Raw genomic sequence first — 18,298 nt, 5'->3', positions numbered from 1 at the left:
GCCCAGGAAAGCCACCGCCCGCCATGCACCGAAGCGCGCTCCTCGCCCCTGCTGCCTCCGCGGCCTTGCTGTTCACGCTCGCGCCGCCGGCGCTGGGCCAGCAGCAGCCGCCGCCCGCGCCCGCTGTCCCCACCCTCCCGCGGATCGAGCCCTACGTGCCGCAAGAGGCCGAGGAGCCGCCCGCCCGCGCGGGGGACGCGATGGACACGCGCCTCACGTGGACGCTCGGCGACGACGACCTGCTCCACGACACGGGTCAGGCGCAGCCGCTCTCGCCCAACCTCGGCGTCGGCGATCGGAAGCAATACCGGCTCTTCTACGACAACCTCAACTCCCGCTTCAGCGGGCGCGAGAACCTGACGCACCTCGCGCTCTACAAGAGGATGCCGGGGTTCATCGAGCGGCTGGACACCGAGGCTTCGCTCGTCCTGCGCATCGACCTCGCCGCGCTGTCGAGGAACAACAACAACGTCAATCAGGCGTTTTACGACGCCGGAACGTTCATTCGCGCCTTCTATCACATAGGCGGCGGAGCAGAGGGGAAAACCGGCGTCGGTGTCACGCTCTGGCCCATCGACACGGACCGGTTTCGCCTCGGCTATCTCTACGAGATCTCGTGGGGCGGGACGAACGCCTCTGCCAACCAGTCCATCTTCCCGCGCATCATCGGAGCCGCGCCCGGCGCGAAGGTCCAGCTCGATGCCGACCGGTTCAGCGTGTACGCGGGGTTCAAGATCGCGAGCCTCACCCAGGTCCAGGAGGTGCGCACCCCCGGTACGAGCGAGACCCGGGAGATCCCGATCGCTCAGACCAACTACGGCTTTCTCCTTGGCGGGGAAGCCGATCTCCACCCCCACGTTCACGTCGACCTCGGCGCCGGCTACTTCCAGCAGGGCCGCTTCGACTGGCCCGACGTCGCCGGCGACCCGGTCTACACCTACGGCGCCTCGGCCCGGATCGTCGCGCACGCCAGGGACGAGCCCATCCCGCAGTCGGTCGACTTCGTCCTCTATCGCAACGATCCCGACAAGCCGCAGATCCTCTTCAAGCCCGAGACGTACGCGCCGGGCAAGACGACATGGGCGGTGAGCCTCGAGGCGACGAACCTCTTCCAGAACCTCAAGGACTTCGAGTCTGCCGGCGCCACCACCCACCAGCCGGCACGCGCCGGCGCCCTCCAGGCGGTCGTCAAGTCCGGGGTTGCGCGCGCGAGCGTCACGGGCGTCTACCGCGACCTGCCGTTCGTGCTGCGCAACCAGCCGAGCTTCATCCCCTTCCAGACGATCCCGAAGACCGCCCAGACCTCGACGGCCGACGAGCTGTTCTTCGCGCTCGCGGCCGATTACCACCTCGCGTCCGCGCGGCTCACGCCCGGCCTCGGCGTGGGCGTGCAGTTCCCCGCCGCGTTCAGGACGATGTCCATCGACGCCATGAGCGCGGTGATCGCGCGCACGTCCGTCGTCCGAGAGCAGGGCAATGTGTCGATCCTCCCCTTCAACGCCTCCGCCACCCCGATCTTTCAGGCCCGCGCGAGCCTCAAGTGGGATGTCAGCGAGATCCTCTCCGCGGTGGCGTGGGCTCAATATGTGCGTGACAACAACGGCACCTTCATGGAGCGCGATCCCTCCGAGGGCACCGTGGCCCTCCGCACCTTCGTGAACCCCGACTTCTTCGGCCTCGGCACGAGCTTCCAGGCCCGCTTCTGATCCGGCGCCCGCGCCGCGCGCTCGCAGCGCCTGCCCGCGCTCATCGCGGCTGGAAGTCCTTGAACGCCGCCACAGCCCGCGGCGACGTGCTCACGGTCTCGACGATGCGGAAGCCGCCGCGCAGGTAGAAGCCCTCGAAGTGCAGCACGCTCTCGCCCTCGGCGGGCTCGATCTCCCAGTAGCGCGAGCGGTCCTTCGACGTGCCGAGCACCGCGATCCGCCGCCACCCCGCCGGGATCATCCCCGTCCACTCGGGGCCGCGCTTCTCCGACAGCTCGAAGTCGTCGCGGCTGTGCTTCACCCGGAAGCTCGCGTCCGGCCCCGAGCCGATGCGCGCGTCGAGCGTGGCGCCGGGCGGTCCCTTCGCCATCTGGTCCTGACGCCGCGGCCCCCGCTTGCTCACGCGGTAGCCCGCCACCGAGTGCGGATCGAGGTAGTAGGTGCCCCCTTCCTTGCTCGCGCGCAGCCGCCCCGCGTAGATCGCCTGGCGCACCGCGCTCTCCGAGATGCCGAGCTGGTGCGCGGCGTCCGGCACCGTCATCGTGAAGCGCGTCCGCGGCGTGACGACCGCCGAATCGGGCGGCAGCCGCTTCCGCGCCACGCAGTCGAGCATCACGTGGAAGGCCGGGTCGCGGTACACGTCCGCGGTCGCGACGCTCCGGCCGGCGACGGCGGTCCTGTCCAGCAACGGGTTCTCCGGGCCGAGCACGAGATCGAGCAGCTCTGCATCGGACACCGACGGATCCCTGGCCGCCGCCAGGACCCGGGACAGAAAGGCGCCCAGCTCGCCCGCCGGCGTCGGGAACTCGACCGTCTCGCCGGACAGCAGCGTGTATTGCGTCTTCATCTCGCCTCTTCGCAGCTCGCGGCTCGCAGCTCGTCGTGTGCGCTCGCCCACGCCGCGCGCCGCACACGTGCCCGGGCCCCACGCGAGCCCGATCCGTCCAGGAGGCGGACGAAGTCCCACGCACGCGCCGGAGGCGCGCGCAGGCGGATCTCACCCCGGGGACGCCGCGCCGGCGGAGCCCGCCTCGATGGACGGGCCCGCCCGCACGTCGCCCGCGTCGGGCACGCGTTCAGCGCCGCAGCTACGTATTACTGTAAGCCCGTTCAGGTTGTCCCGTCTAGTGCCTTCGCACGCCGCTAGGACAAATACCGTCCGCTTCCAGGACGGTCGCGCGTTCACAACCGTTCGAAATCAAACATTAATTCTGTATGATCAGAACGCGGCGCGACCACGAAAAAATCGTCGAGGGTCGCGGACGGGCGCGGATCGCGTTGCCAGGCGCGCCTCGCGCAGTCGCCGCGCCCGGGTTGCCGGAGGGATTTGTTCAGTGGGTAGGCCCCACCTTTTGTTCAGGTATCGGGCCGCTGTCGCGTCTCGGCGAGGGCCTCGATCGTGTCGCGATCGTGGTCCCGGATGCAGTCGACGCCGTTGCGCTCGAACTGGATGGCGGCGGCCAGCGCGGTCCGGCTGCGCTCGCGGTCGATGGCCCACGCGGCGTGCCGCACCAGCAGGGCGAGCTGCAGCGCCCGGCCCAGGGTGATCGCGACCCGGCGGGCGCCCGCCTCGAGGCCGGGGCGATCGGCGGCGGCCATCTCCTTGATCCACGCGCGGGCGTGGGACACCGCGCGCGACGCGGACGTCTCGGCCTCGGCGAGCTTCGGCTCGACCACGCCGGTCAGGAGGCGCGCCACCTCGGCCGCGAGGATGTCGAGCGAGCCGTCCTTCAGGATCACCCGCAGCGCGTCGAGGGCGAGCACGTTCGTCGTGCCCTCCCAGATCGTGAGGACCTGCGCGTCCCGGAGCAGGCGCGGCAGCCCCGTGTCCTCGACGTAGCCGGCCCCGCCGAACGCCTCGAGCACCTCGCTCAGCACCGACACCGCCTGCTTGGCGGTCGTGAGCTTCGCGAGCGGGATGATCAGCCGCAGCAGCTTCGCCTCCGAGTCGGTGAGCGAGCCCGTCTCCTCGCGCCCGAGCAGCTCGATCGCGCGGAAGGTCAGGTGGAAGGCGCCCTCGAACTCGGCCTGGAGCTCGGCGAGCGTGTCCATGTGCAGCGGCTTCTCCGCCAGCGTCGTGCCGAACTGGACCCGGCTCTGGGCGTACGAGCGCGCCAGCGCGAGCCCCCGGCGCATCCCGGCGATGGCGCCGATCGCGTTCCAGGTGCGCGTCACGTTGAGCATCGGCGCGATCGCCCGGACGCCGTTCGACAGGCCCGCCACCGGCGTGGCGAGGACGCCGTCGAGCGTGAGCTCGGCGGTCGGCACCTTGCGGGTGCCGAGCTTGTCCTTCAGCCGGTTGATCAGCACGCCCTCGCGGCGCCCCGCCTCGCCCGCGAGCTCCACGTAGAAGAGCGCGAGCCCGCGGCTGCCCTCCGGGTTGCCCTCGGGGCGCGCGAGCGTGAGCGCCATCTCCGACGTGGTGGCCGAGGCGAACCACTTCGTCCCGTGGAGCCGGTAGGCCCCGTCGGGGCCGAGGCGCGCCGCCGTCTCGCTCCGCCCCACGTCCGAGCCGCCGGTGCGCTCGGTCATCCACTGGCCCGAGGTCCACGCGGCGGCGGGGTCGCGGCTTGTGAGCCGGGGCACCGCGCGGTCGATGAGCGCGCGGTTGTCGCTCGCGAGGAGCGCCCGCGCGGCGCCGTCGGTCATCGCGAGCGGGCACGTGTACACGTCGCTCGACGCGTCGAAGAGGTACGCGAGCGCGAACTGATGGACGCGCGAGAACGCGCCGTGCGCCCGCTCGTAGGCCGTCGCGACGACCCCCCGCTCGCACGCGATCCGGGCCGCCTCCTTCCAGAGCTCGGTCACCTCGACGTGGTCGACGCGCCTTCCCCAGGCGTCCCACGACGTGAGCTTCGGCTCGTTCGCGCGATCGGCGAGCTGCAGCTGGTACAGGCGGCCGCCGGCGAGCTCGCCCATCTCCCGCAGAGAAGGCGTTATCGACGCGACCACCTCGCGCGGCAGGGCCCGCGCGAGATAGGACCGCAGCACGCGGTCGTCGTCGTACTGGTTCCCGAGTGTGGGGGGGTCTTGATAGAAAGCCACCGGCCGACTCCTAGGTTGGTGCGCCGCAACCCGAACCGTGCGACGCCCGCGCGCCGATCACGTTCCGCGCGCCCCTCCGTGCACGCGCGGCGACTCGCAGCCTCGATAGAGCTCGAAGCTACTGAACCCGTCCCACCCGGTTCAACAGGAAGCCGGAGGCTGCGTCGCGCCAGCGCAGCGAACGGTGAACCTCTGCTGGTAATTTCGCCGCGCCCCCCGGTTTTTGTGCGCTGTTCGGGTGCTGTGTCGCACGGAAAGAAGCGTAAGTCGCTGAATGTGCAGTTCTTGACTTCTCCGATGTACCAATGCATATGGCTGGCGGTGAAGCTCTCGAACAAGGGTCGCTACGGTGTGCGCGCATTGTTCGATATCGCATTCCACAACGACGGGCGGCCGACCCAGATCCGCGAGATCTCCGAGCGCGAGCTCATCCCCGCGCGCTTCCTGGAGCAGATCTTCCAGGACCTGAAGAAGGCCGGGCTCATCAGCTCGAAGCGGGGGCCGCGCGGCGGCTACCACCTCGCGCGGCCCGCGAGCGAGATCAGCCTGGGCGACATCGTCCGCGCCCTGGAGGGGCCGGTCGCCGTGCTCGCGCCGGATGACGACGGCAGGCCGGAGAGCTCGCCGCTCGACCCGCCCACGGCCGTGTTCCACGATCTGGCGCTCGCGATCGAGCGCTGCTTCGACTCGGTGTCGATCGCCGACGTCTGCGAGCGCGGCGTCGAGCTCGGCGTGCGCCGCAAGGGGCGGCCGGAGCGCTCGACCTACGTGATCTGAGCCGACACCATGAGCAGCCCCGAACGATCCGCACAATCCACCGGCGCCCCCCGCACACCCGCGGAGGGCGCAGCGCAGCTCCCGCCGCTCCCGTCGCACCCGCTCGTCGTCGACAGCCTCCTCGACCTCGTGGGCGACACGCCGCTCTTCGAGATCTGCCGCGTCGACGCGGCGACGCCCCGGGGGCGCGTCTTCGGGAAGGCCGAGCAGCAGAACCCGGGCGGCTCGCTGAAGGACCGGATCTGCCTGGCGATGATCGAGGGCGCCGAGGCGCGCGGGCTGCTCGGCGCGGGCGGCGTGGTCATCGAGCCCACGTCGGGGAACACCGGGATCGGGCTCGCGATCGTGTGCGCGGCGAAGGGGTACCGCTGCATCCTGACGATGCCGGCGAGCATGAGCCTGGAGCGGCGCCAGCTGCTCGAGGCCTACGGCGCGGAGGTCGTCCTGACCGAGCCCGAGCTGCAGATGGAGGGGGCCATCGCCCGGGCGCGCGAGCTCGCGGCGGACATCCCGGGGGCGCTCATCCTCAGCCAGTTCGACAACCCCGACAACCCGCGCGTCCACGCGGAGACGACCGCGCGGGAGATCCTGCACGCGATGGCCGGCCTCGACGCGCCGGGGCGGCCCGGTCCCCGGCGGTCGCTGACGATCGACGCCTTCGTCGCCGGCGTGGGGACGGGCGGGTCGGTGAGCGGCGTCGGGCGGGTGCTCAAGCGGATGCGCGCGGCGACGCGCGTCATCGCGGTCGAGCCCGAGTCGTGCGCGACGATCTCGCGCGGCGAGCGCGGGCCCACCAAGATCCAGGGGCTCGCCGCCGGGTTCGTCCCCGCGAACTACGATCCGGGCGTGGTGGACGAGGTGCGGACGGTCAGCGATCGCGCCGCGTACGAGGTGAAGGCGGCGCTGGCCCGGCAGGAGGGGCTGCTCGTCGGCATCAGCGCTGGCGCGGCGGTGCGCGTCGCGCTCGACGTCGCCCGCGAGCTCGGCCCCGACGCCAACGTCGTGACCGTCCTCTGCGACACCGGCGAGCGCTACTTCAGCCTGGACGAGTATTTCCGATGAGCGGCGGCGGCGAGGCGATCCGCGGGTGCGTCCTCCTCGTCGGGGCGGGGGGGATCGCCGCGCCCGCCGCGCTCGCGCTCGCCGCCGCCGGGGTGCGGGAGCTCCGGGTCGCGGACGACGACCAGGTCGAGCTGACGAACCTGCATCGTCAGATCCTGTTCGACGACGACGACGTCGGGCGGCCGAAGCTCGATGCGTTCGCGGAGGCGCTGCGCCGCCGCTTCCCCGGGCTCCGCATCGACCGCCGTTACGGCCGGTTCACGCCGAGCGCGGCGGCGGGGCTGATGCCGGGCGTCTCCGTGGTGGTCGACGCGACCGACAACTTCGCGTCGCGGTTCCTGATCGCCGACGTGTGCCGCCTCACGAGGACGCCGGTGGTCCATGCCGCCGCGATCCGCTGGCGCGCGACGGTGATGGCGGTCGCGGGGGAGGGGGCGCCCTGCTACCGTTGTCTGTTCGAGGACCTGCCGACCGGGGACGCGCCGGATTGCGCCACGGCCGGGGTGGCTGGCCCGGTGTGCGGCGTGGCCGGCGCGATCGCGGCGGATCGCGCGCTGGCGATCCTCGCGGGCGACGCGTCGATCTTCGGCCGGATCGCGACGTTCGACGGCCGCACGGACACGCTCCGCAGCGTCCCTGTCTCCGCGCGGCCCGCCTGCGACCTGTGCGGATCGCGCGCCGCGATCGCGACGATCGACGCGTCCCGCTACGTCGTCGCGTGCGCGGCCGAGAGCGGATCCTCGACCCACGTTGAAGTTGAAAACGACCGCGAGAGCGGATCCCCGACCCACGTTGAAGGGGACCGCGAGAGCGGATCACCGACCCACGTTGAAGGGGACCGCGAGAGCGGATCACCGACCCACGTTGAAACTGAAAACGACCGCGAGAGCGGATCCTCGACCCACCTCAAGACTGGAGAGCAAGACCATGGCTGATACCGCGACCGTCCGCATCCCGACCCCGCTCCGCACGCTCACCGGAGGGCAGGACGAGGTCAAAGCCGCCGGCGGCACCGTCGGCGAGCTGATCGAGAACCTCGAGAAGAGCTACCCCGGCATCCGCGACCGACTCCTCGACGAGAAGGGCGTGCGGCGCTTCGTGAACATCTTCGTGGGCGACGAGGACATCCGCTTCCTCGACGGGCTGAAGACGCCCGTGAAGGGCGGTGACCAGGTGGCGATCGTGCCCGCGATCGCCGGGGGCTGAGGTGGACGACCCGCGCTATCTCCGCCAGGTGTTGCTCGCGGAGATCGGTCCAGAGGGACAGGCGAGGCTCGGGGCGGCGACGGCGCGCGTGCTCGGCGGCGGCAGCGACGCGCCGCCGCTCGCGCACGAGGTGGCGGAGCGCTACGCGCGCGGCGCCGGCTTCCGCGCGCTCGCGGACGGCGCGATCGACCTCGCCGCGCTCGCGCCCGCGGACCTCGTCGCCTCGCCCGCCGCGCGCGCCGTGCTCGCCGGCGCGCGCGCGGCGCTCGCCGAGATGCGCGCCGCGCTGGCGCTGGGCAGCGCCGCCGGGAGCGCGGGGCAGGGGAGCGCGGGGGAGGTCGATCCGTCATGAGGCGCTCGCTCGTCCGCTCCCGCCGCCTGGGTTCGGTCGTCGAGGCCGTGGGCGACACGCCGCTCCTGCGCCTCTCGCGCGTCGGCCGCGACACGCCGTCGGTCGAGGTCTACGCCAAGCTCGAGTTCGCGAACCCCGGCGGCTCGGTGAAGGATCGCGCCGCGCTGCGGATGATGACCCGCGCCGCCGCGGACGGGCGCCTCACCAGCCAGAAGACGCTCATCGACTCGACGAGCGGCAACACCGGGGTCGCCTACTCGCTCTTCGGCGCGGCGATGGGCTTCAAGGTGGCGCTCGTCATGCCGTCGAACGTGTCGAAGGCGCGCAAGGACATCGCGCGCGCGTTCGGCACGGAGCTCATCTTCAGCGACCCGATGGAGGGCTCCGACGGCGCGATCCGCCTCGTGCGCTCGCTGGTCGAGAAGGATCCGGAGCGCTACTTCTACCCGGATCAGTACTCGAACGAGGACAACCCGCTCGCCCACTACCACGGCACGGCGTGCGAGATCCTGGAGGCGGTCGGCGACAGGATCACGCACTTCGTGGCCGGCATCGGCACGAGCGGCACCATCGTCGGGACGAGCCGGCGGCTGCGCGAGCACCACCGCCCGATCCGCTGCATCGCCGTGGAGCCCACGGAGGCGCTCCACGGGCTCGAGGGGCTCAAGCACCTGCCGAGCTCGCTCGTGCCCGCCATCCACGACGAGGGCGCGTACCACGAGACGATGCGCATCGCGACGGAGGACGGCTGGGACATGTCCGATCGCCTCGCGCGCGAGGAGGCGCTGCACGTGGGGCACTCGGGCGGCGCGGCCGTCTTCGCGGCCTTCGAGGTGGCGAAGCGCCTGCACCGCGAACAGCAAGGAGGGTGCGTCGTGGCGATTGTCCCGGACCGGGGCGACCGCTATTTTGCGCCCATGAAATGGGAGAAGCGTTACGTATGGTGATGTCTCCACAGCCGTGGACCGCCGGCGGGGTCGTCCTCAAGGCGAGCGTGCTCAAGGCGGTCGAGGACGAGGCGCTCGCGGGCTACGCGCGCGACGAGGAGGCCTGCGGGTACCTGAAGGGGCCCGCGGACGAGCCGCTGCTCTGCGACGAGCACGTCCGGATGGACAACATCGCGAACAAGCTCCACGCCATCGACCCGGAGCGGTACTTCCGGACGGCGCGGACGTTCTTCGATTTCAACGGCAAGCGCTTCTCCGACGCCGTCGAGAAGGGCGCCTCGGCGGGGCGCCCGGTGAAGGTGCTCTACCACTCGCACCTCGACGCCGGCGCTTACTTCAGCCCGACGGACGCCGCCATGATGAGCGGCGGCGAGCCGCCGGCCGAGGAAGGCGGCCAGATCGTGCTGGGGCCCGGGCCGGCGTTCCCGCTCGCGTTCCTCGTCACGAGCGTGCGCGGCGGCTCCGGCGAAGGGCGCCCGGAGGAGGCGCCCCGCATCGCCGAGCACCGCCTCTTCGTGTGGGACGGCGCCGCGTTCGTCGCGTCGACGTTCTCCGTCGTCGATTGAGCTCATCGCGCCGGGGCGCGCGTCGACGCGCTCTCGCGCAGCCCTCCTCCGCTCGTTGAGGGGTCTGCACCCGAGGCCCGGAGCGGCCGAGTCCGTAGTCGTCACTTGATCAAGGAGTTGCCTAAATGTCAGGTTTTGTTGTCTGGTTCACCGGTTTGAGCGGCGCCGGCAAGAGCACGCTCGCGGCGATGCTCTCGGCCGAGCTCCGCGCCCGCTCCGTCCACGTGGAGGTGCTCGACGGCGACGAGGTGCGCACCAACCTCTCGAAGGGCCTCGGGTTCTCGAAGGAGGACCGCGATACGAACATCCGGCGAATCGGATACGTGGCGAAGCTCATCGCCCGGTCGGGCGCGTGCGCGATGACGGCCGCCATCAGCCCGTACAAGGCGATCCGCGACGAGCAGCGGGCCCAGATCCCCCATTTCGTCGAGGTGTTCTGCTCCTGCGAGATCCCCGTGCTCGCCGAGCGCGACGCGAAGGGGCTCTACAAGAAGGCGCTCGCGGGCGAGATCAAGAACTTCACGGGCATCGACGACCCGTACGAGGCGCCCGAGAGCCCCGAGGTGCTCGTCGACACCGGCAAGGAGACGAAGGAGGAGAGCCTCGCCAAGATCCTCGCCAAGCTCGAGGAGCTCGGCTACGTCCCGCGCCGCGGCGCCGCGGTCGCCGTGTCCGGCGCGGCCGCTGCGGGGGCGGCCGCGGGCGGCGCGCGCGGGCTCATCCCGCCGCACGGCGGCGAGCTCGTGAACCGGTGGGTCGAGGGCGCGGCGAAGGCTTCGCTCGCGGAGCGGGCGAAGGGGTTGCCGGTCATCGAGCTCGACGAGCGGACCGAGAGCGACGTCGAGATGATCGCGATCGGGGCGTTCTCGCCGCTGCGCGGCTTCATGAACTCGAAGGACTACCTGCGCGTCGTGCGTGAGATGCGCCTCGAGAGCGGCCTGCCGTGGTCGATGCCGATCACGCTCGCCGTCTCCGAGCAGGCGGCCGAGGGGCTCCGCGTGGGCTCCGAGGCGGCGCTCCGCGCGCGCGACGGCCGCATCGTCGCGGTCATCGAGCTGAGCGACAAGTGGCGGCCGAGCAAGGAGATCGAGGCGCAGGAGGTGTTCCGGACGACCGAGACGAAGCACCCGGGCGTCGCGTACCTGATGAGCACGGGCCCGGTGTACGTCGGCGGCGAGATCCGCGTGCTGGAGCGGCCCGTCGACTCGGCGTTCCCGGCGTACGACCGGGGCCCGGCGACGACGCGGGCGTACTTCGCCGAGAAGGGCTGGCGCCGCATCGTCGGGTTCCAGACGCGGAACCCGATCCACAGGGCGCACGAGTTCATCACCAAGACGGCGCTGGAGATCTGCGACGGCCTGATGATCCACCCGCTCGTCGGCGCGACCAAGTCGGACGACATCCCGGCGCACGTGCGGATGCGTTGCTACGAGGAGCTCATCGCGAAGTACTATGTGAAGGACCGCGTGCTCCTCTCGATCTACCCGGCGGCGATGCGCTACGCGGGGCCGCGCGAGGCGATCTTCCACGCGCTGGCGCGCAAGAACTACGGCTGCTCCCACTTCATCGTGGGGCGCGATCACGCCGGCGTCGGCAGCTACTACGGCACGTACGACGCGCAGGAGATCTTCAATGCCTTCAGCCCCGGAGAGCTCGGCATCACCACGCTCAACTTCGAGAACGCGTTCTACTCGACGGTGGTCGGCGCGATGGCCACGGCGAAGACGGCGCCTGGCGACGCGTCGACGCAGGTCAACCTGTCCGGGACGAAGGTGCGCGAGCTGCTCCAGCGCGGCGAGCTGCCGCCGCCGGAGTTCTCCCGTCCGGAGGTCGCGCGCATCCTCATCGAGTCGATGCGCAAGTCGTCGTAGCCCTGGGCGCCTGAGGGCCGCGGCGGGCGGCGCCGTCGAGCGGGGCCGCGCGGTATCAGACGTGGCGCGCGTGGCTCACGCGGCGCGCGCCGCGGCCCTCTCGCTCCTCGCCGCGCTCGCCGGCGTCTCCGCGGGGACGCCGGCGCGCGCGGATCTCAGCGACGACGCCGCGCGCGTCGCGCGGATGTGGTCGCTCTCGGGCGCGCGCGTCGCGCGCCTCCCCCCCATCTTCCTCGAGCACGGCCGCGCCCGGGTCGTGGCGGTCGATCCGCCCGCCGGCGCGGCCGGCGCGGCCGGCGCGGCGGCGGACGAGTGCCTCACCGCCGCGTTCCTCGCGCCGCGCACGGCGGAGTTCACGCTCTCTCCCGAGGGGCCGTCGGGCGGCGTCCCCGCCCTCGAGGGCCTCCTCCAACAGCTGCGCGGCGCGGAGCCCGAGGGCGACCGCCGCGTCCAGAGCGCCGCCGGGGTCGCGGCCATCACGCGGTGCGGAGCCGAGCGCGAGGGGCTGCGCCGCGTGGCGATCGAGGTGCTGTCGACGCGCAGCGCGTTCGACGTCGTCGTCGCCGCGTCGAGCGGCCCGCTGGAGCGCGTCGAGGCCATCCTGCCGGAGCGCGCGTCCGGGCCCGTCGCGCCCCGCGGCGACCCCGGGCGGCCCTCCGAGCCGGGGCCGCTCGACGCCCGGGTCGCGCGGGCCGCGCGGCGCGCGCTCGCGGAAGGGGCGCCGCGCGTCGCTCCGACCGACATGCGCGCCTCGTCGATCGGGACGGGGCAATTCTCGGTCAAGCTCCCCGAGGGCTGCCACCGCCTCGACCTGATGGCCGAGGTGCCGAGCGCCACGTTGCGCCGCGCGACCGACCTCGACGCCGAGGCGCGCGAGGGGACCACGGGCAGGCTGCTCGATCGCGACAGGTCCGACGCGCCCGACGCGCGGCTCGATTTCTGTCTGGGCGAGCAGGGGGTCGTCGAGGTGCCTTTCCTCGGGGCCGCGGGGCCGGTGAAGGTCGTGCTGTCCGACGCGCAGTGGCCGATGTCGGCGTTCGTGCCGGGGCACTTCGGCGCGCGCGCGCGGGGCAACCTGGCCGCCGCGCTGCACCGCCGCCACGCGCCCGCGCCGCGCACGCAGGCGATCGCCGAGGCGATCGGCGCGCAGGGCGACACGCTCGTCCCGGTCCAGGTCGAGCCGGGCCGCTGCTACTTCGCGGCGGCGGCGCTGGCCCGGGGCGAGCTGCGCGCGCTCCGGATCTCCGTCGAGCTCGGCGACCGCGCCGGGCGCGACGACGCCGGCGAGAACGGCGAGAGCGCCGGCGTGGCGTTCTGCTCCGAGATCGAGGAGAGCGCCGCCCTCCGCGTGTCCGCGCGCGGCGGCTCGCCGGTCTGGGTCGTCGCGGTCTGGCCGATGGACTGACCCCGCTCACTCCGCGGCGTGGGGGCGCCTCGGGCGGCGGCGCGAGGCCTGCTCCAGGCCTGGGCTGGCCGCGGCGCCGGGCTGGGCCCGCTCCGGCAGCAGCTGGCGGAGCTGCCAGGCCTGCAGGAACGCGCGTCGCTCCGCGGCGCGCAGCGCGTGCTGGTGCTGGCCCATCATGAACGCCGGCACGACCAGCATGAACAGGGTCGTCAGCGTCAGCGCCGTCATCGTCGCGATCTTCGAGTGCTCGACGGCCTGGGGCAGGATGACCATCGCGCCGCCCGCGAACTCGTACGAGCGGGGCAGGACGCCCGAGTACTCGATCCACGCGGCGGCCAGCACCGCGACGCAGCTGGTCGCGACGACGGCGACCCGGTAGACGGTCCGGTACGTGAACGAGTTGCCGTACGTGAGGATGACGAGCAGCATCGGCATGAAGAGCAGCGGGCCGAAGCCGCGCCCGATGCACAGGAAGCTGAGCACGTTGAAGACGAAGCCGGCGTAGGCGTACCACTCCGCGGACGGGCGGTGGACGACGCGCGCGGCGAGGAACTTCATCAGCGCCGCCAGGGCGGTGAAGCCCAGGATGAAGGCGAAGACCTGCCACTCCCGGATGCCCAGCCACACGGCGGCGACCATCGTCGCGATCGCCGTCGCGAGCAGCTCGGCGCGCATGCCCGCGCGCAGCTGCAGCCGGTGCCGCGCCGCCGCGGCCGCGTCCAGCTCGGCGAGCACCTCCGCCGGCATCTCGCGCGGCGGCTCGGTCAGGACGCGCCGGAGCGTCTCCAGGGCGCGCTCGTTGGACGGATCGAAGGCGAGCGCCTGGCCGACCTCGCTGAGCAGCGCCTTCCGCGCGCCCTCGGCTTCCTTGCCGCCGGCGAGCGCCTCCGTCACGCGCTCCTCGGCCAGCCCCGCGTGCCGCGCCGCGAGGTCGCGGCGGAGCTCCACGTCCTTGTCGCCGTCGAGGAACCGCTCGACCGCCTCGTAGAGCGCGCGGGCGGACGGGTAGCGCTCGGAGGGCTCGCGCCGCGTCGCCGTCACGCAGATCGCGTCGAGCTCCGGCGGCACCTCGCGCTCGGGCGCGCGCACCGACGCCCGCGCGTCGGCGCCGTGGATGAGCGAGTCGAGCATCTCGGTGCGGTCCTTCTTCGGGTGCAGCGGCTTGAGCGTGAGGAGCTCGAAGAGGATCGCGCCGAGCGAGTAGATGTCGCTGCGCACGTCGAGCGTGTCGACGCACCCTTGCGCCTGCTCCGGCGACATGTACCCGAGGGTCCCGAGCACGTCGCCCGGGATGGTCCGCGTGCTCATGGGATCTTCGCCCATGTCGATCGTCTGGAGCGGCGTGTCGACGAGCTTCGCGACGCCCCAGTCGAGCAGGTACACCTCGCCGAAGTCGCCGAGCATGATGTTGGCGGGCTTGAGGTCGCGGTGGAGCACGCCGCGCGAGTGCGCGAAGTCGACGGCGATGCAGACCGACGAGAACGCGGTGAGCAGCCTGCGGCGCGAGAAGCTCTGGAGCGCCGCCGCGTCGCCCTCGCGGAGCTCGTTCAGGATCCTCGCCAGCGTGAGGCCCCGGAGGCGCTTCATCGTGAAGTACGCCGAGCCCTTGCTGTCCACGCCGAGGTCGTAGACCGGCACGATCGACGGGTGCTCGAGCTGGCCCTGCACCCGGGCCTCGCGGAGGAACCGGTGGCGCAGCGTCGTGTCGCCCTGGTGCTCGGCGCGGATGACCTTCATGGCCACGTCGCGGCCGATGCGGCGGTCCCTGCAGAAGTGGACCTCGCCCATCCCCCCGACGCCGAGCAGCGACCGCATCTCGTAGCGGGGGCCGTCGCTGGACAGATCCGTGAGCTCCGCGCGGGCGCGGCCGAGGCTCACGGGGGTGGGGCTCTGGCCGTGCGAATCTCCGCCCTTCCCGCGAGATTTTCGCATCTCGGGGAGCTGCTCGAGCGTCTCGAAGTCGTCGTCGAACAGGGCCATGGCGTCCGGGAAGCCAGGCTCGGTCGCGCCGTGCCAAAAATACCCACATCGGCAGGCCTCCGCGTGGCGACCCTCGACCGTCCCGACGGACGGCAGCGAGCGGCGTTGCGGAGTGCTGGGCTTCCTTGGACGAGAAAATCTCGTATCGGGTGGTCATGTCAACGGGATGCTGCGTCCGTAGAAGACGGCCGACGCGCAATGCGACGGCCGCGGGCCGCGCACATCCCGTGCGGTCGGGGTGAAGGCGGGAGCCGCTCGCAAAATGAAGGTCGATGTCAGGTGCCCAGCGGCCCTGGCGCGCGCTGTGGTGGCGTCTCCGTCGCGCAGGGGGCGCGATGTGGGGCACGTCACGGCGCGGGCGATCGCCGGCGGAGGCTCGAGGTGCTCGAGGTGCTCTGCGCGCTCAACGTCCGAGGAGCGCGAGCAGCGTCTTCTTGTTCGTGAGGCCGACGTGCCGCCCGACGGGCTCGCCCTTCTGGAAGGCGACCACCGTCGGCAAGCCGCGGATGCCGAAGCGCTGCGCGGCCTCGGGCGACGCGTCGACGTCGAGCTTGACCACCTTGACCTGGCCCGCCGTCTCGGCGGCGATCTCATCGACGATCGGCGCGAGCCGCTTGCAGGGGGCGCACCAGGATGCCGAGAAGTCCACGAGCACCGGCGTGTCCGTCTGCAGGACCTCCTGCGCGAAATTCAGGTCGTTGACTTCGATGACATTGCTGCTGCCCATGGCGCTGTCCTTTCGGTTTTCTCGGGATTGAGCGGGCCCTGGCCGCGATGCGCCGGCCCGATGCCGGCCTGATCCTCGACGGCCTCGCTCGCTCCAACTGTTATAGGCACGGTTTCAGTTTCTGCCAGGGGAGCGGCCCGGCCGCCCGCAGGGATGGCGGCCTCGCGTGTGTCCCGAGCAGGAGGCCGGGTGCGGCGCCGCCGCGCGGCCAGGCGCCCGAGCGATCAGCCGGCCTTGACCGGCGCAGGCGCCGGGCGGCCGAGGTGCTGCGCCCGGAGCGCGATGTCCGCGACGGTCTTCTGCGCGAGGCCGCGCAGCAGCCCTGCGTTGGCCGCCTCCGCGACCTCATCGAACGCCCGCTGGATCCCCGACCCGATCGGGCACCTCGCGTTCGGCTCGCACGGGCTCGGCGCGATGGCGCCGTCCGGCTCGACGGCGGCGTACACCTCGCTCAGCCGGATCTTCTTCGCCGGCCTCGCCAGGCGATAGCCGCCCGAGCGGCCCTCCCGCGCCTCGATGAGCCCGGCCTGCGATAGCCGCGCGAGGATGCGCCGCAGGAAGGCCGGGTTCGTGTTGATGCTCGCCGACAGCGCGTCGCTCGCGCAGCTCTCGTCGGACTGGGCGAGCAGCGCGAGGGCGTGCGTGGCGATGGCGAAGCGACCCGAGGACATCGAACGGCCCCTCGGCCGTTATCTGAGGGCTCGGGGGGTTCCGCTGTCAAGGCGCGGCGGGCGGTCGAGCGCTCGCGCCTCGGCGCCTGCTCGCTCAGCGCGACCTGGGCGAGGTGCGGATCAGCACGAGGGCGTCGCCCTTGCCGTGCGCGAGGCGCAGCTCGATCGACGCGGGGACGGCCGCCGGGCCGGCGCAGCGGCCGTCGGACACGACGTGGCGCGCCCTGGCGAGCGAGCTCTCGCCCGTCGAGGTGTCGACGAGCCGCAGATCGACGCCCGCGCCGTCGGCGTCGAGCGCCGCGATCACCTCGGCGCACGTGTTGGCCGGGATCGAGAGCGGGAGGATCTTGAGGCGCGCGGCGTCGAGCGCCACCGCCTGCGCGCCGGCCGCCCCCGCGGCGTCGGCGGGGCCGGCGGCGCTCATGCGCCCGAGCAGCCTCGCGGCGGCGAGCGGATGGGCGACGAGCGCCGGCGGGGCCTCGGGCTCCTTGCGGACCTCCACGGCGAACGGGCCAGGCTGCGCCATCGACTCGACGTCGACGCGGGCGGGGCCGCCGCGGCCGCAGGTGAAGAGCGTCGCCCGCGCGCCGCCCCGGGCGCGGCCGAGGAGGGCGTGGCCCTCGCTCCAGAGCTCCGCGAGCACGCCCGCGAGCGGCTTGCCGGCCAGCACGTCGATCCGCGCGCAGCCGGCCGGCAGCTCGATCGGCAGCGTCGTCCGGCTGCCGAGCCGCGCGGCCCCGGTCGACACGCGCGGCGCGCCGTAGCCCCGGCCGGCGAGCGCGCGGGCGTGGTCCGCCCGCGCCTCGGCGAGGTCGCGGCCCTCGGTCACGCGCTCGATCGGCGTGGCGCCGGAGATCTCCGCCTCGGCGCCCGGCTGCGAGCGGCCCACGACCACGGCCACGAGGCCCTGCGTGCCGCGCGAGCGGATCGCGATCGAGAGCTCGACCGAGACCGCCGAGCAGAGGAGCAGGGAGCGATCCTGGCCCCGCTCGCGCGCGCGCGCGACGACCCTGCCGGTCTCGTCCTCCGCGACCACCTCGAGCGAGGCGACCTCGTCGCTCGGGGAGACGAGCACGTCGAGGCAGCGGCCGCCGTCGAGGGTGGCCCCGATCCGGGTCGCGGTCCTCGATCCGACGGGCAGCGCGACGCGCCGGACGTCGTCCCAGCGCGCGCCGACCGCGGCGCGGCGCGCCCTGATCTTCGCCTCCAGGCCGGGCCACGACTCGAGGCGCCCGCTCTCGTCGCCGGACCTGCCGCGCGCGCCGACGGAGCGGGCGACCGCGTCGGCCGCCTTGACCGGGACGCTCTGCACGCCGATGCTCACCGCCCCGGCGCCCGACATCACGCGCGCCATGACATAGAGCCGCCGCGGGTGCGGCGGGCAGACGAGGATGGACGCGCGCGCGTCGGCGGCCTCGTCCGTCGAGAAGGCGCTGCCGTCGTCCTCGAAGGCGAACAGGTCGACGTCGCTGATCGTCGGCGAGACCCGCGCCATCGCGAGCATGCACTCGCCGGCGGGCACCTCGACGAAGGCGCCGAGCCGATCGCCGTCGGACGCCATGTCCGCGCCGATCACCCGGAGCGCGCTCGCGCCTGCCTGCGCTGCGCGCCGCGCGTCCCCGCCGAGGAGGGTGCTGCCGTCGATGCGATCCGGCAGCGCGCGCAGCGTCTCCGGCGCTCGCGCGCCGGGCGAGGCGATCGCCCCGGCGCCGCAGGCGGGCAGGACGGCGAGCGAGGCCGCGAGCGCCCAGGCCGCGCGGCCGGGCGATGGAGCCGCAGCGCGGGCGGGCTCGGACGGGCGGCGCGCCGGCAGGACCGGGAGCGCAGGCCGCAGCGCGGGCGTCGGCGGGGGCGCGGGCGAAGGAAGGGACGCGGGATGTCGGGGGCGCAAGGGCGTGGGCTCGTCGGGGCGGGCGCTCGATCGAGAGGGAAGGTTCTACTTCAGCGCGGGTACGGCATCCAGGGCGCGCCGGCCGCCGCCGG

The 18,298-nt window shown here is 72.9% G+C and carries 16 protein-coding genes; 10 read left to right on the top strand and 6 right to left on the bottom strand.

Annotated elements, in window-relative coordinates; translation table 11 throughout:
• Positions 1–23 precede the first annotated feature (23 nt).
• Positions 24–1,706: a hypothetical protein gene (locus WMF27_RS28525; protein ID WP_437943149.1), complete on the top strand. Its 1,683-nt coding sequence runs from the start codon at positions 24–26 to the stop codon at positions 1,704–1,706.
• Positions 1,707–1,746: 40 nt separating this feature from the next.
• Here WMF27_RS28525 and WMF27_RS28520 read toward each other — a convergent pair whose 3' ends face one another.
• Both WMF27_RS28520 and WMF27_RS28515 read right to left on the bottom strand, forming a co-directional pair.
• Complete coding sequence (locus WMF27_RS28520; RefSeq protein WP_437740158.1) at positions 1,747–2,553, bottom strand: helix-turn-helix domain-containing protein; 807 nt, start codon at positions 2,551–2,553, stop codon at positions 1,747–1,749.
• A gap of 509 nt (positions 2,554–3,062) precedes the next feature.
• Entirely contained in the window at positions 3,063–4,751 is a 1,689-nt protein-coding gene (locus WMF27_RS28515; RefSeq protein WP_437765717.1) for an acyl-CoA dehydrogenase family protein, read from the bottom strand.
• A 297-nt stretch (positions 4,752–5,048) separates the two neighbouring features.
• On the opposite strand from WMF27_RS28515, the gene WMF27_RS28510 reads away from it, so the two are divergent.
• The 9 genes from WMF27_RS28510 to WMF27_RS28470 all read left to right on the top strand — a co-directional run bounded on the left by WMF27_RS28510 (position 5,049) and on the right by WMF27_RS28470 (position 12,937).
• Complete coding sequence (locus WMF27_RS28510; RefSeq protein WP_437765718.1) at positions 5,049–5,528, top strand: RrF2 family transcriptional regulator; 480 nt, start codon at positions 5,049–5,051, stop codon at positions 5,526–5,528.
• A gap of 9 nt (positions 5,529–5,537) precedes the next feature.
• Positions 5,538–6,590 (top strand): cysteine synthase A, encoded by a 1,053-nt coding sequence (gene cysK / locus WMF27_RS28505; protein ID WP_437765719.1) that lies wholly within the window; start codon positions 5,538–5,540, stop codon positions 6,588–6,590.
• The gene (locus WMF27_RS28500) at positions 6,587–7,525 is read left to right on the top strand and encodes a HesA/MoeB/ThiF family protein (RefSeq protein WP_437943148.1); all 939 of its coding nucleotides are present in this window, start codon (positions 6,587–6,589) and stop codon (positions 7,523–7,525) included. Before cysK ends, WMF27_RS28500 begins: the two co-directional genes overlap by 4 nt.
• Positions 7,518–7,796, top strand: a complete 279-nt coding sequence (locus tag WMF27_RS28495) for a MoaD/ThiS family protein (RefSeq protein ID WP_012238383.1) — start codon at positions 7,518–7,520, stop codon at positions 7,794–7,796. Before WMF27_RS28500 ends, WMF27_RS28495 begins: the two co-directional genes overlap by 8 nt.
• Before the next feature lies 1 nt (position 7,797).
• Positions 7,798–8,148: a hypothetical protein gene (locus WMF27_RS28490; protein WP_437943147.1), complete on the top strand. Its 351-nt coding sequence runs from the start codon at positions 7,798–7,800 to the stop codon at positions 8,146–8,148.
• Positions 8,145–9,095, top strand: coding sequence for a PLP-dependent cysteine synthase family protein (locus tag WMF27_RS28485; RefSeq protein WP_437943146.1), 951 nt, complete (start codon positions 8,145–8,147; stop codon positions 9,093–9,095). The genes WMF27_RS28490 and WMF27_RS28485 overlap by 4 nt, the downstream gene beginning before the upstream one ends.
• On the top strand, positions 9,089–9,661 hold the full coding sequence (locus WMF27_RS28480; protein WP_012238380.1) for a Mov34/MPN/PAD-1 family protein: 573 nt from the start codon (positions 9,089–9,091) through the stop codon (positions 9,659–9,661). Before WMF27_RS28485 ends, WMF27_RS28480 begins: the two co-directional genes overlap by 7 nt.
• 125 nt (positions 9,662–9,786) lie before the next feature.
• Positions 9,787–11,532: a sulfate adenylyltransferase gene (gene sat, locus WMF27_RS28475; protein ID WP_437765723.1), complete on the top strand. Its 1,746-nt coding sequence runs from the start codon at positions 9,787–9,789 to the stop codon at positions 11,530–11,532.
• 70 nt (positions 11,533–11,602) lie between these two features.
• Positions 11,603–12,937: a hypothetical protein gene (locus WMF27_RS28470; protein ID WP_437943145.1), complete on the top strand. Its 1,335-nt coding sequence runs from the start codon at positions 11,603–11,605 to the stop codon at positions 12,935–12,937.
• A gap of 6 nt (positions 12,938–12,943) precedes the next feature.
• Here the strand turns inward: WMF27_RS28470 and WMF27_RS28465 are convergent, their stop codons facing one another.
• The 4 genes from WMF27_RS28465 to WMF27_RS28450 form a co-directional block, all read right to left on the bottom strand.
• A complete protein-coding gene (locus WMF27_RS28465) occupies positions 12,944–14,917 on the bottom strand; it encodes a serine/threonine protein kinase (protein ID WP_437765725.1) in 1,974 nt (657 codons plus the stop codon).
• A gap of 403 nt (positions 14,918–15,320) precedes the next feature.
• On the bottom strand, positions 15,321–15,644 hold the full coding sequence (trxA, locus tag WMF27_RS28460) for a thioredoxin (RefSeq protein ID WP_437522675.1): 324 nt from the start codon (positions 15,642–15,644) through the stop codon (positions 15,321–15,323).
• Between the two features lie 224 nt (positions 15,645–15,868).
• A complete protein-coding gene (locus WMF27_RS28455) occupies positions 15,869–16,315 on the bottom strand; it encodes an Rrf2 family transcriptional regulator (protein WP_437765726.1) in 447 nt (148 codons plus the stop codon).
• 94 nt (positions 16,316–16,409) lie between these two features.
• On the bottom strand, positions 16,410–18,206 hold the full coding sequence (locus WMF27_RS28450; protein ID WP_437765727.1) for a hypothetical protein: 1,797 nt from the start codon (positions 18,204–18,206) through the stop codon (positions 16,410–16,412).
• Positions 18,207–18,298 lie beyond the last annotated feature (92 nt).

It is taken from the genome of Sorangium sp. So ce281, assembly GCF_051527395.1.
Classification (GTDB): Bacteria; Myxococcota_A; Polyangia; order Polyangiales; family Polyangiaceae; genus Sorangium; species Sorangium cellulosum_B.
Note: the sequence above shows the minus strand (reverse complement) of the source record. Positions and strands in the feature narration are given on the sequence as shown.